A 12,835-nucleotide genomic window follows, 5' to 3' on the forward strand; every position below is an offset into this window, starting at 1 on the left:
ATAAAAAATGCGTATCTTTGTAGCAGTTAATTAACATATTAAAGAGTACCATATTATGTATCCAGAAGAATTAGTAAAGCCAATGCGCGCAGAACTATCTGACGCAGGTTTTGAAGACCTATATACAGCCGATGCGGTAAAAGACGCTATATCTAAAGAAGGAACTACGCTTGTAGTAGTAAATTCTGTATGCGGTTGTGCAGCACGTAACGCAAGGCCGGGCGCTAAAATGAGCCTTGATAATGCAAAAAAACCGGATAACCTTATTACGGTATTTGCAGGTGTAGACAAGGAAGCAGTAGATGAAGCAAGGGCAAGTATGTTCCCTTTTCCTCCATCGTCTCCAAGTATGGCTTTATTTAAAAACGGCGAGCTTGTACACATGCTTGAGCGTCACCACATTGAAGGAAGACCTGCCGACATGATCGCAGAGAACCTTAAAGATGCTTACGACGAGTTTTGCTAAATCGTATACAACAAAATACTGCAAGCCACGCCACAAGCGTGGCTTTGTTTTTACAAACAACTATGCAGGCATACTAAAACTTTTTAGAATTAACTAAAAAGGTACTACTTTTACGCGAATTTTTAGAAACATACATGGAAAAGATATTATCCTATCCCATATCCATAATTTACAGTCTGGTGTTTTTGCTGTTCCTGCTTATCTTTCATCCGGTGCAGTGGATATGCTTTAACCTGTTTGGATACCAGGCGCATAAAAAGAGCGTAGATCTATTAAATGCCTGCCTGGTAAGGACATCTCTTATATTGGGCACTACCTATAAGGTGGAAGGCCGCGAAAAGATACCTGCAGGTGTACCGCTTATCATAGTGGCAAACCACCAGAGTATGAACGATATACCGCCTATCATCTGGTTTCTGCGCAAATTTCACCCAAAATTTATTAGTAAGAAAGAGTTAGGCAAAGGAATACCAAGCGTTTCATACAATTTAAGGCACGGAGGTTCCGTTCTTATAGACAGGAAAGACCCGAGACAGTCACTTCCCGCAATTAAAGGTTTTGGAGAATATATCGAAAAATACAACCGGTCAGCAGTTATTTTTCCTGAAGGTACCCGAAGCAAGACCGGAATACCGAAAAAATTTAGTGAAACTGGACTTAAAATACTTTGTAAATCAGCCCCTTCTGCGTATATTGTACCTATAAGTATAAATAACTCATGGAGGCTTGACCGTTTCGGCAAGTTCCCGTTAGGTTTGGGCAATCGTTTAACGTTTACAATACAGGAACCTTTTGCCATCAAAAATATTCCTTTCGAAGAAGTGATGGAGAGAACTGAGAATGCAGTAATACAAGGAATAAAAAAATAAAGAAACTATGTCTACTAAAAACGTTCGCCTGGAAGTAATGAAATTCATGGAAAAGGACATCGATTCTTTCGTGGATAATTACCTTATACCAGTCGAAACCATATGGCAGCCAAGCGATCTGCTGCCAGACTCTAAAAACGATAACTTCTTAGAGGAGCTCAAGGAGATGCGCGAAATTGCCAAGGACCTTCCTTATGATTTTTGGGTAGTGCTTATTGGTGACACAATTACCGAAGAAGCCCTGCCTACCTATGAGTCATGGCTTATGGATGTTGAAGGTGTAGACCAGGTTAATAATGGCGGCAACGGATGGTCTAAATGGGTACGCCACTGGACAGGTGAAGAAAACCGTCACGGCGACCTGCTTAACAAATACCTTTACCTATCAGGACGTATCAACATGCGCGAAGTAGAAATTACTACGCAGCACCTTATCAATGACGGTTTTGATATTGGCACCGATCGTGACCCGTACAAAAACTTTGTATATACCAGCTTCCAGGAGCTTGCTACTTATGTATCGCACAACCGCGTATCGCAGATAGCAAAACAATATGGCGACAAGAAACTGTCTAAGATGTGTAAGCTTATTGCGGGCGACGAAATGCGCCACCACACAGCTTACAGTGAGTTTGTAAACCGTATCTTCCAGGTAGATCCAAGTGAAATGATGCTGGCTTTCCAGTACATGATGAAGCAAAAGATCGTTATGCCTGCACACTTCCTTAGGGAGTCAGGACAAAAGATAGGCGAAGCGTTTGAGTCGTTCTCTGATTCTGCACAGCGCATAGGTGTATACACCGCTCATGATTATGTGGATATAATGAGAAAGCTCATTGATAAATGGCAGATTGACAAGATTAACGGACTTACTGCTGAAGCAGAAAAAGCACGTGATTTCCTTATGAAGCTTCCGGACAGGATGGCAAGAATTTCAGACAGGCTTGTTATCCCTGAAGAATCGCACATATTTAAATGGGTTACACCTGCCCTTATAAAATAATACAGAAGCCGCTCGAAAGAGCGGTTTTTTTGTTGGCTATGGGGTTAGTTACAAATTTTCACAAAATCATTCAACACTTAGTAAAGGATTTATTACGCCAAAGCTTTTTAGACATTTAAATTCTTGATGTAAATTTCACATAAATCATTTGTAAAAATTCGTGTAATTCGTGGCTAAAAACTAAATTTACAGTATGAACAATCTCATCGATATTACCAAATCATTTGTAAAGGCACAACTTGCACACGCCGAAGGCGGCCACGACTGGTTTCATATTGAGCGCGTGTACAATAACGCAATGCTGATAGCCAAAGGCGAAGAATGCAGCCTGCTCATCGTTCAGCTGGGCGCGTTACTGCATGATATTGCCGACAGCAAGTTTCATAATGGTGATGAGACTGTTGGCCCATCTATGGCATGGCAGTTCCTTTCGGCTCAAAATGTACCGGAGGACATTATAATCCATGTGGTTAATATTATTGAGAATATTTCGTTTAAAGGCGGCAATCATGAAATGAAATTCCATTCTGTTGAGCTGGATATTGTTCAGGATGCCGACAGGCTGGATGCCCTGGGCGCCATAGGCATTGCCCGCACCTTTAATTATGGAGGTTTTAAGAACAGGGCTTTATATGACCCTGCCATTGCGCCTAACCTGAACATGAGCAAAGAGGAGTACAAAGCCACAACTGCCCCTACCCTTAATCATTTTTATGAAAAGCTGTTGCTGCTTAAAGACCGCATGAACACCCCTACCGGAAAAACCATAGCCGAAAGCCGCCACCAGTATATGGAAGGTTTCCTTTCACAATTCTATGCCGAATGGAATGGGGAAAAGTAATTCCCGAGCAGTTGCACTGTAGTATCATAAATTGTTTTTCGCCTTACCCTTGCCAGCAGCCACGCTAAAAAGCTAATAACAAAAATATCTTTAGGCCCTGATTGTGCTCCGGCCATAAATTGCTCCACCTGCTCCTGAAACTTAGGTGTCGCAGCGAGTTCCGGCTTCAGCACATACCGTTCTATAAGCGACAGGTACTGTGCGACACGCTCTTCGTTTACAGTTAACAGGTATTTTTTATAACGCCGCTTAAAGCTATTTATCCTTGATATAGCCAGCTCTATATTTTCCTGCTGGGTATGCAGCAGTATTTCCACCAGGCATTTCTTAATGGCCCAGTCCCTGCCCATTTTCTTTTCGTACCAGCTGTCAGAATGGCTGAGCTTTATCATTTCTTTTGCCGCATCGCGCCCTGCATCCTGCTGCATATAGAAAACGATAAGCGCCAGGCGAAGGTCATTTACATCGTTTGGATCAGCTTTTTTGTGCTGTAGTAATGCTCTTTCGGCTATATCTATTGCCTTTCCCGGGTTACCCGAATAATTCTCATTAAGTGCCATCAGCAAAAAATAGCGCAGGCAAAAACGGCTGAAATATTTACCGCCCTGCTTTTGCATCTCTGTAAGCATAGCATCCAGATAACTTAAAGACGCCGTAAACTCACCGTTCCTGAAATGAAAGTTGGCCATGAAATACAATATGTAGATATGGTAGTACAAATGTCTTCCTGCCAGGTCTGCCCTTCCTGTAATAAACTTGTAACTTTTAACTACAAAGGGCTGTATAAGCGAATAATCGCTATTGATAGAAGCATATTCATTGGCAATAAACAATATCTGGTACAGCGACTTAAAGGTAAGTGCCTGCTTTAGCGAAATGCCGTGTGCCTCAACAGTGTTTTTTATCAATACCTGGAAATCTACTATCCTGCCTTCATGGTAAATGGAGGCAAGCTCACGCCGAAGCACAGCATAGCCAAGGTTGAGCTGCTCCTCGTGCAAAAGTCTTTTTTTATTGGCAGTAAACTTCTTCATTACCTCATCCAGCGAAAGCGACAGATCGAGGTGGGCAAACTGTATCAGGGTATGGTAAATTTCGTTAAGCAGGCTAAAGTGTTCCAGCGCCGCAGCAATGCCCTCGGCTTTTGCAAGGCATTTAAAAGCGGCTTTGGTGAGCTTGTGCTCAAAGAAAAGTCGGCTTACTACTATAAGCCGCAGCACCGCATGCTCTTCTGATGTATCGCTCTCAAAACTACGGTTTGCCATAAACTCCACCATGCTGTCGTAAAGCCTTTTTCTGAGGGCATGATGGGCATCGGCACTTTTTTTATTGGAAAACACTTTCTTTTCAAAGTTTATATCGTCAGTTTTTAAAGAATTAAGCAGTTCAATATTACCCACATCCTTTCGCTTATTCTTTTTAGACAAATAAGCTGTAAATGCTTTAATATCATCATTATTCATTATAGCCGATATCTCCTGTAGCGCATTCATAAACGGTGTTTTTAGCAGCCATAAATATATAAAAATGCTATTTTATATCGTCAGTTTTTTGATGAAATTGATTTTCACAGCCGCCGTTTACTGCCGAGATTTGCCTCATAATTATAAAACATAAAATTATGGAACCGCTAAAACCAAATGAAGTTAACAACAATCAGGAATCAAAAAGTGCACGATTAAATAATGCACAAAATCCATTAAAACCAAGCGCCGCTTTTGTGGGTGCCTCATGGATGACACTGCTTTTAGGCATGGCATCATATTGTATCGGTCTATTCAATTCAGACATGGCATATAACGAAAAGGGCTACTACTTTACCATATTGCTTTTCGGTTTGTTCTCTGTAATATCGGTACAAAAAAGTGTGCGTGACAGGTTGGAAGGCATACCAGTAACCGACCTTTACTACGGCATAAGCTGGTTTAGTACCATCGCCGCACTAACCCTTTTGATAATAGGGCTATGGAATGCTGATTTACTGCTAAGCGAAAAAGGATTCTTCGGAATGTCGTTTGCCCTGGGGCTGTTCTCGGCCATAGCCGTACAGAAAAACACCCGTGACCTTAAGCAATTTGATGCTAACAATATATAACCCTTAGCGGTGCCTCATGGCTGTCACTATACTGTGGCGGCTGTGGGGCTTTTCTAATTTCAATCACTACTATTATGACATCTAAATACAGGTCGCCTATCTATGCCATTGGAATATTTTTAATTGCAGTTGTTGCAGTACACATGAGCTTCTGGATCTATATCACTACGCAGTATACTTCGTTTGAAGCTTCTAAGGAGGCATACCTCAACACTTTCCCTACGCCGCTTCAAAATGCGTTCTTGCTTACCGCTATAAACATTTACCTGCTTGGAGGAAGCATTATAATCTTTTTGCAGTCTATGAAAGTGAACTACCGCAAAAGATTATCTGCTGGTCTTTTAGTGTCGGCTGCTTTTCTTTCTGTGTGGAATATTTTTTCACTGATGTAATACAACCATTCAAAATGAAATCGTTTTCTTATATTTAGATAAATTTAAACATTATGGCATCAATCATAAAAGAGCTGAACGAGCTTGTAGCTAATAATGTCATCAGTCCGCAAACGGCACGTGACATTGAGGGTTATTATGCGATTAATAAAGAACCGCAGGGTAACGGGCTTCTAACCATATTCGGTTCGCTGGGAGCTGTGCTGGTAGGGCTGGGTATTATACTTATCTTTGCCCACAACTGGGATGATTTCTCCATTTCTACCAAAACTATTTTGGCATTCCTGCCACTTGTTGTGTCGCAGGGCTTAGCCGCCTTTAGTATCATAAAAGAAAAAAGCAGCGTTTGGAAAAATGCTTCGGGCGTGCTGGTATTTTTCTCTGTGGGCGCTGCCATATCGTTAGTGGCTCAGATCTATAATATACCAGGCAACCTGGGCAGTTTTCTTTTTGCATGGACACTGCTTTGTTCGCCGCTTATTTACCTGTTACGTTCTAATGCTGTTGCCGTTCTCCATATTGTTTTTGCAACCTATTTTGCTACCGAGGCAGGCTATTTTAATCCGCACCAGCCTTGGGGCTATATACTGCTGATTGCATTGTTGCTGCCTTATTACCTGCAGCAGCTTAAACAGGAGCGCAACAATACAACAGCGGCGCTCAACTGGCTTCTGCCCTTAAGCGGACTGATTGTGTTGGGTTCTTTTTTAGATGGTGCAGGCACTTTTGGCTTTTTAATCTATCTTGCATTTGCAGGTCTCTTACAAAGCATTGGCTTTATACCTCCTTTTAGCGATGAGCCAAGAAAAAATGGTTACTTAACATTAGGAGGGTTAAGCATTGCCATTATCCTTATCATGGCTTCTTTCCGCTGGGTTTGGAGAGAAGTTGTTACCGATGCGGTGCCCGGAATACCTTTTATCATAGCATGGCTTATGCTTTATGGAGCAGGAATATACTTTAGTTTTTTAAGAAAGGGTGCACCAAAAAGCTTTGAGCCTTTCAGGACAGCGGCATTTATCTTTCCGGTAATTTATCTTATCGGCAACTTTAATAGCCTTGTCCCTTCGATACTTACTAACCTGCTGGTGCTGGCCCTTGGCATCTCCATAATACGTGCCGGAGTAGCCAGGTTTGATTTTGCCACGCTTAATTTTGGGCTTACCATTACAACTGTACTTATTGCTTGCCGCTTTTTTGACGTAAACATGTCGTTTGTAGTGCGAGGACTGTTATTTATCGGGGTTGGCGTTGGATTTTTCCTGACTAACTACTTCCTGATCCAGAAAAAGAAAAGCAACCCAAAAACAACAAATTATGAAAACTAAGCATCTATTAATTGCCTTTGCTGTTACGGCGCTGATACAGCTTTCTGTGCCTGCAAAAATGATATACGACTGTGAGATAACTGCACGCCAGGGAACGGAATATAAATTTAAGGCAGAGCCAGTAGATCCTAACGACCCGTTTAGGGGAAAATATATTACATTATCCTTTAGCATGGAAAACCTCACCACAAAAGATACTACCTGGCTTGCCGGAGAAACAGCTTACATAGCCCTTGCAAAAGACAGCCTGGGGTTTGCAAAAGCCGCAGGATTAAGCCGGAAAAAACCGGAAACCGATTACATTACAACTGAAATATTTTATAAGATTACCGACACCGAAGTAAGGGTAAAACTGCCATTTGACCGCTATTACATGGAAGAAAGCAAAGCCCCTGAAGCTGAAATTGCCTATGGTGAATATGCAGGCAGGCAGGATTATAAACCGGTATATGCACTTGTAGGAGTTAAAGATGGCAACGCCGTTTTAAAAGATGTTATTATAGACGGAATGCCAATAAAGGACTATGTAGTTAAAAAGAGGAAATAAAAGATGGGCTGCCAATTTCTTGACAGCCCATCTTTTTATATGGTAACAGTTACCTTATTTCCCGGGAAAAGCAGCTTTTCTTTTTTCAAGGAAGGCTGTTGTTCCTTCTTTAAAATCTTCGGTCCCGAAAGATTCGCCAAAGGCAGTAACCTCTACATTATATCCATTTACGCCGTCTTCGTAGTTGGCGTTTATAGCTTCAATCGCGCGGCTTATGGCTACTGGAGAATTCTTGAGTATCTTCGCTGCTATGCCTTTGCAAAAATCTATAAGTTCTGCCTGAGGCACAACATGGTTAACCAGTCCGTACGCTTTAGCCTCGTCTGCAGTAACCATTCCGGCAGTCATGATCATTTCCATCGCACGGCCTTTGCCTACAAGCTGCGGCAGGCGCTGCGTGCCACCGTAACCCGGAATAACACCAAGCGAAACTTCAGGAAGACCCATCTTTGCATTATCTGACGCTACCCTGAAATGTGCCGCCATTGCAAGCTCAAGTCCTCCGCCTAACGCAAAACCGTTTACAGCCGCAATAACAGGAGTGCCCATGTTTTGTAAATAGTCAAACAATAGTTCCTGTCCAAGCGCTGCAAGCTTTTGTCCGTCTTCTACGTTAAAGTTGGCAAATTCTGCTATATCTGCACCGGCAACAAAAGCCTTGTCGCCTGTTCCCGTAACAATAATAACTCTTACTTCTCCACTGTTGTTAAGCAGTTTAAAAGCTTCATGAAGCTCTGTAATTGTAGCACGGTTAAGCGCATTAAGCTTTGTAGGCCTGTTAATCGTCACTACCGCAATGTTCTCGCTGGTTTCTACAAGTATGTTTTCGTAATTCATGGTTTTATATCTGTTTGTTGTTTGTCGTCTTCTTCGTTGCCCTGGGCAGAGGTAACAGGCAGTGTAACTATAAACTCTGTGCCTTTGCCCACCGTACTTTCAAAAGTAATGGTACCGTGATAGTTCTCTACAATGTTCCTTATGATACCAAGGCCAAGCCCCATACCACTCGTCTTGGTAGTAAACTTAGGTTCAAAAATACGGCTCTTATTTTCAATGCTGATACCTTTCCCGTTGTCTTTTACCGAAATTTTAGCCATTCCGCCTTCGCGGAAAACCCTAACTTCCACTAACGGATCAGGCTCTTCTTCCTCAATAGCCTGCGTAGCATTCTTAACCAGGTTAGTGATTATACGTATCAACTGCGTCCTGTCCATACGGGTAATGATATGGGTTTCATCGGCATGGTAGGTAATGTAATTTTCGTTGAATATCTCCAATGCCAGCTGCACGATCTTTACCACGTTAAGCGTTTCGTTTTGCTGCGCGGGCATGGAGGCAAAGCTGGAAAATGCCGATGCCACAGAACTCATCGTATCTATCTGCTGTATCAGTGTGCTGGAGTATTCCTCAAGTTTTTGTTTGATATCGGGATGCTGCGGGTCAAATTTTCGCTGAAAGCTCTGCACCGTAAGGCGCATAGGTGTAAGTGGGTTCTTAATTTCGTGGGCCACCTGTTTTGCCATTTCGCGCCACGCCTGTTCACGCTCGCTCTGGGCAAGCTTAGTGGCACTGGTATCAAGATCGTCTACAAGGTTATTGTAGGCGTCTACCAGCAGGCTAATTTCCTGAGGCGTGTCACCCATATCTATTTTTGCATTCATTTCGGCAAGGCGGGTTTCCTTTATCCTGTCTGACACCTCTTTAATAGACTTGGTAATATAACTCGACAGGAAGTACGCAATAATTACCGATATAAGCAGCATGAACGAATATACCTGCGCAAAGCGGATAAGGAAGTTATTTGTTTCTTTTTCGTAGTACCCGTCGTCTTCAATATACGGAAGGTTAAGTATGCCAAGCGGCTTAAATTTGGTGTCTTTTATATAGCTGTAGGATGATCTGAAACGTTTGTTGTCTTCGCTAAGCCTTAAGTCTACATATCTTTTTTCCGCAGTAGATCGTAGTACCTTAAGTATAGATTTTGGGATATTGCTGTTTATCGTATCTACAGAGAATGCCGCTTTAGACGATTTGAGCAAATGCCCATTTAGGTCGTAAATGTTGATTTCCATCCCGTGGATATTAGCCAGCTCGTGGATGCGTTCACGGAAGATAAGCGGAAGGTTTGCCGTATTAAGCGGATATGTAGTTGTAGAAAGTATGTAATTGATGTGTTCTTTAATGGCAGCCTCCTTACGCTCCAGCCTGTCCTGATGGTATACTTTTGCCTCTTTCTTAAACTGGTAGATACTTACGGCAGCAATAAGCAGCGATGCGATGAGTGTTATAAAAATCATCGACAGGAATATCCTGGTACGCAGTGACCACCGTTTTATCTTAAACTTTTCCTTCATTTACGACTGGTTTTTCTCCCTTATCCGTTTATAAAATTTGTAGCCCAGCATAAGCAGTATAGAAAATGCTATAATGCCCACTACACCAAATATCCAGTTGATGGCACTCTTTAAGATTACTAAAAACACTACTGCAAAAAGTATTATAGTAGCTCCCTCGTTCCACAGTCTCATAAATCCTGTGGTATATTTTACCTCATCCTTTTGCAATTGCTTAAAAATGCTATGGCATTTAAAATGGTATAAAGACAGCAGGAACACAAAGGCAAGCTTAACGTGCATCCACGGTTGTTTTAACCATTCCGGCATAAGGAACAATAACAGTGCCGCAAAAATAACAGCCAGCACTGCCGATGGCCATGTAATAATATACCAAAGCCTGTACGACATCAGCTTGTATTGTTTTATAAGAATCTCTTTTTCGGGCGATGGCTTGCTGTTAGCCTCTATATGATATACAAACAGCCGCACAATATAAAACAACCCGGCAAACCAGGTGATTACAAAAATGAGGTGGAGTGATTTTATGTAGTTGTAGTATTCCATTAGTCTTCGTTAAGATGTTCGGCCATTTCTTTCTTTAAAAATATTCCGGTTACTATTGTTGATAGTACATCGGCAATGGGAAATGCCACCCATACACCAAAAATACCAAAAAACCGTGGCAAAATAAGTATTAGCGGAATCAGGAAGAATCCCTGCTTGGACAGCGTAAGCAGTAATGCCCTTGTTGCCTTACCTGCAGCCTGAAAGTAAGCCGCACCTATTAGCTGTATGGCTATAATGGGCGATGCCGCAAATACCCAGCGCAGGGCTTTAGGTGTGTCGCGTATTACGTCCGCATCGGTAGTAAAAACAGCTGTTATAGGCCTGGCGAAAATAAGTATCACTATAAAGATAAGTATGGCGAGGCCTGTAGCATATTTTATAGCGACTGCTACCGTTTCGCGCACCCTTTTATGATTATTGGCACCATAATTATAACCTGCAATTGGTAAAAAGCCCTGTGTTATTCCGAGTACCGGAAACAGTGCAAACATGAGCATTCGGCTTATGATGCCATATACCGTTACGGCATGCTCTCCTCCCTGTGCAAATAGCGTATGATTCAGTAAAATAGCCAGTACGCTTATAACACCCTGACGGGCAAAGGTTACAAAACTAAGCGAGGTTATCTCGCCTGCTATCTTATTCTTCCATGAAAAATACTCCCATTTAAGGCGCAGTTCGCTTCGGTACACAAAGAACCAAAAGATATAGGCAAAGCATAAAAAGAACGAGATTGACGTTGCCAGCGCAGCGCCAAACACGCCCCAGCCTAATACTTTTATAAAAACAATGTCCAGTATAAGATTAGATATCGCCGATATGATCATGGATATCATGGAATGCCTTGATTTGTCTTCGGCACGTATCACATTATTACCCATCATGCATAATGCCTGAAACGGTACCGCCAGGAGTATGGGGAAAAAGAATTCCTGTGCCGGTTTCAATATATCGCCATTGGCACCAAAAACATAGAGTATCTCATCCCTGAAGAATAATCCCGCTGCCACAAAAACCGAAGATATCCCTAAGGTCATCATGATCTGGTGGGCAAAAGTAGTCAGTGCCTTTTCACGGTCTTTAGCACCCAGTGCACGCGAGAGTACCGATCCGCCTCCGGTACCTATGGCCATGCCCATAGAGGAAATAAAAAATGTAATAGGCGTTACTACCGATAGTGCTGCAATGGCAAGCGATCCTATCCAGCGGCCTACAAAAATGGTGTCTATAAGTATATTGACTGTCATAAACAATATACCTATAGAGGCAGGAACCGACTGTTTTAACAGCAGGCTCCGAACATCTTTTTTGGCGAGGTCGCGGGATGATAGCTCCATTAAACTACAGGTGTTTCAGCATGGGCCCACTCGTTAATCCAGTTGCTTACAACACCTATCCATTCTTCACCATCGTTCAGGCAGGGTACTGCAAGGAATTTTTCGCCGCCATGTTCCTGAAAATCTTCTTTGGCACGCATAGCGATCTCTTCGAGGGTTTCAAGACAGTCGGCTACAAAAGCAGGCGTTACCACAGCAAGGTTCTTGATCCCTTTTGTCGGCATTTTGTTGATCTCGATATCGGTATAAGGTTCAAGCCATTTGTCGCCGGCAAGGCGCGACTGGAAGGTAAGCGAATATTTATCTTTAGAGATACCCAGTTGCTCTACCACTAATCGTGTCGTTTCGTAACACTGGTGGCGGTAGCAGAATTTATGCGCCGCAGATGGCGTTACGCAGCAGGTATCGTTTATTTTACAATGCGATTTGGTTACATCGGTCTTGCGGATGTGGCGCTCAGGAATACCGTGGTAGGAAAACAGCAAATGATCGTAATCATATCCTTCCAGCGATTTTTTGATGGAATTGGCCAGCGCTTTAATATAATCAGGCTTATCGTAAAACGCAGGTACATCGGTAAAGGCCATATGCGGAAATTTCTTTTTCCTGATCTCTTCTGCCAATACCAATATGGTTAGCGTAGAAGCCATGGCATACTGCGGATACAATGGGAAAAGCAATACTTCGGTAACACCTTGGTCAGACAGTTCCTGAAGCCCTTTTTCTATAGAAGGCTGTCCGTAACGCATAGAAAGCGCCACAGGCATATCGGTTTTTTGCTGTACTTTTTTATGCATCCTTTGAGAGAGCACGATAAGCGGCGAACCTTCGTCCCACCAAATCTTCTGGTAGGCATGCGCCGATTCTTCAGGCCTCTTGCGAAGAATGATTCCCCTTACTAAAAGCGCCCTTAACAAAAAAGGAACGTCTATTACATACTTATCCATCAAAAACTCATCAAGATAAGGTTTTACATCTTTTGCTGTCGGGCTTTTTGGTGAACCCAGATTTACGAGTAGTACTCCTTTCATTACTTTTTCCTTTGTTTGCTGTT

General features: G+C 42.5%; 14 protein-coding genes. 8 read left to right on the forward strand and 6 right to left on the reverse strand.

Annotation, left to right across the window (positions count from 1 at the left end; all coding sequences use genetic code 11):
- Positions 1–55: 55 nt before the first annotated feature.
- The 4 genes from R1T16_RS04390 to R1T16_RS04405 all read left to right on the forward strand — a co-directional run bounded on the left by R1T16_RS04390 (position 56) and on the right by R1T16_RS04405 (position 3,179).
- The gene (locus R1T16_RS04390) at positions 56–466 is read left to right on the forward strand and encodes a BrxA/BrxB family bacilliredoxin (RefSeq protein WP_317499859.1); all 411 of its coding nucleotides are present in this window, start codon (positions 56–58) and stop codon (positions 464–466) included.
- A 134-nt stretch (positions 467–600) separates the two neighbouring features.
- Positions 601–1,335, forward strand: a complete 735-nt coding sequence (locus R1T16_RS04395; protein WP_317499860.1) for a lysophospholipid acyltransferase family protein — start codon at positions 601–603, stop codon at positions 1,333–1,335.
- A 7-nt stretch (positions 1,336–1,342) separates the two neighbouring features.
- On the forward strand, positions 1,343–2,338 hold the full coding sequence (locus tag R1T16_RS04400; RefSeq protein WP_317499861.1) for an acyl-ACP desaturase: 996 nt from the start codon (positions 1,343–1,345) through the stop codon (positions 2,336–2,338).
- A 193-nt stretch (positions 2,339–2,531) separates the two neighbouring features.
- A complete protein-coding gene (locus tag R1T16_RS04405; RefSeq protein WP_317499862.1) occupies positions 2,532–3,179 on the forward strand; it encodes an HD domain-containing protein in 648 nt (215 codons plus the stop codon).
- Here R1T16_RS04405 and R1T16_RS04410 read toward each other — a convergent pair.
- Positions 3,152–4,672 carry a hypothetical protein gene (locus R1T16_RS04410; RefSeq protein ID WP_317499863.1) on the reverse strand — a complete coding sequence of 507 codons (1,521 nt, stop codon included), beginning with the start codon at positions 4,670–4,672 and terminating at the stop codon, positions 3,152–3,154. The genes R1T16_RS04405 and R1T16_RS04410 overlap by 28 nt on opposite strands.
- A 128-nt stretch (positions 4,673–4,800) precedes the next feature.
- Between R1T16_RS04410 and yiaA the strand changes: the two genes are divergently transcribed.
- The 4 genes from yiaA to R1T16_RS04430 all read left to right on the forward strand — a co-directional run bounded on the left by yiaA (position 4,801) and on the right by R1T16_RS04430 (position 7,541).
- Positions 4,801–5,274 (forward strand): inner membrane protein YiaA, encoded by a 474-nt coding sequence (gene yiaA, locus R1T16_RS04415; protein WP_317499864.1) that lies wholly within the window; start codon positions 4,801–4,803, stop codon positions 5,272–5,274.
- Positions 5,275–5,348: 74 nt separating this feature from the next.
- The gene (locus tag R1T16_RS04420) at positions 5,349–5,666 is read left to right on the forward strand and encodes a hypothetical protein (protein WP_317499865.1); all 318 of its coding nucleotides are present in this window, start codon (positions 5,349–5,351) and stop codon (positions 5,664–5,666) included.
- Between the two features lie 53 nt (positions 5,667–5,719).
- A complete protein-coding gene (locus tag R1T16_RS04425) occupies positions 5,720–6,994 on the forward strand; it encodes a DUF2157 domain-containing protein (RefSeq protein ID WP_317499866.1) in 1,275 nt (424 codons plus the stop codon).
- Positions 6,984–7,541, forward strand: a complete 558-nt coding sequence (locus R1T16_RS04430) for a GDYXXLXY domain-containing protein (RefSeq protein ID WP_317499867.1) — start codon at positions 6,984–6,986, stop codon at positions 7,539–7,541. The genes R1T16_RS04425 and R1T16_RS04430 overlap by 11 nt, the downstream gene beginning before the upstream one ends.
- A 54-nt stretch (positions 7,542–7,595) precedes the next feature.
- Here R1T16_RS04430 and R1T16_RS04435 read toward each other — a convergent pair whose 3' ends face one another.
- Genes R1T16_RS04435 through hemH form a run of 5 tightly spaced genes read right to left on the reverse strand, consistent with a single transcriptional unit; the run spans position 7,596 to position 12,812 of the window.
- Positions 7,596–8,378 (reverse strand): enoyl-CoA hydratase/isomerase family protein, encoded by a 783-nt coding sequence (locus tag R1T16_RS04435; RefSeq protein ID WP_317499868.1) that lies wholly within the window; start codon positions 8,376–8,378, stop codon positions 7,596–7,598.
- The gene (locus tag R1T16_RS04440; RefSeq protein WP_317499869.1) at positions 8,375–9,895 is read right to left on the reverse strand and encodes an ATP-binding protein; all 1,521 of its coding nucleotides are present in this window, start codon (positions 9,893–9,895) and stop codon (positions 8,375–8,377) included. The genes R1T16_RS04435 and R1T16_RS04440 overlap by 4 nt, the downstream gene beginning before the upstream one ends.
- Positions 9,896–10,441, reverse strand: coding sequence for a CopD family protein (locus tag R1T16_RS04445; protein ID WP_317499870.1), 546 nt, complete (start codon positions 10,439–10,441; stop codon positions 9,896–9,898).
- Positions 10,441–11,781, reverse strand: coding sequence for an MATE family efflux transporter (locus R1T16_RS04450; RefSeq protein ID WP_317499871.1), 1,341 nt, complete (start codon positions 11,779–11,781; stop codon positions 10,441–10,443). The genes R1T16_RS04445 and R1T16_RS04450 overlap by 1 nt, the downstream gene beginning before the upstream one ends.
- Positions 11,781–12,812 carry a ferrochelatase gene (hemH, locus tag R1T16_RS04455; protein ID WP_317499872.1) on the reverse strand — a complete coding sequence of 344 codons (1,032 nt, stop codon included), beginning with the start codon at positions 12,810–12,812 and terminating at the stop codon, positions 11,781–11,783. The genes R1T16_RS04450 and hemH overlap by 1 nt, the downstream gene beginning before the upstream one ends.
- Positions 12,813–12,835 lie beyond the last annotated feature (23 nt).

Source organism: Flavobacterium sp. DG1-102-2, assembly GCF_033042555.1.
GTDB lineage: Bacteria > Bacteroidota > Bacteroidia > Flavobacteriales > Flavobacteriaceae > Flavobacterium.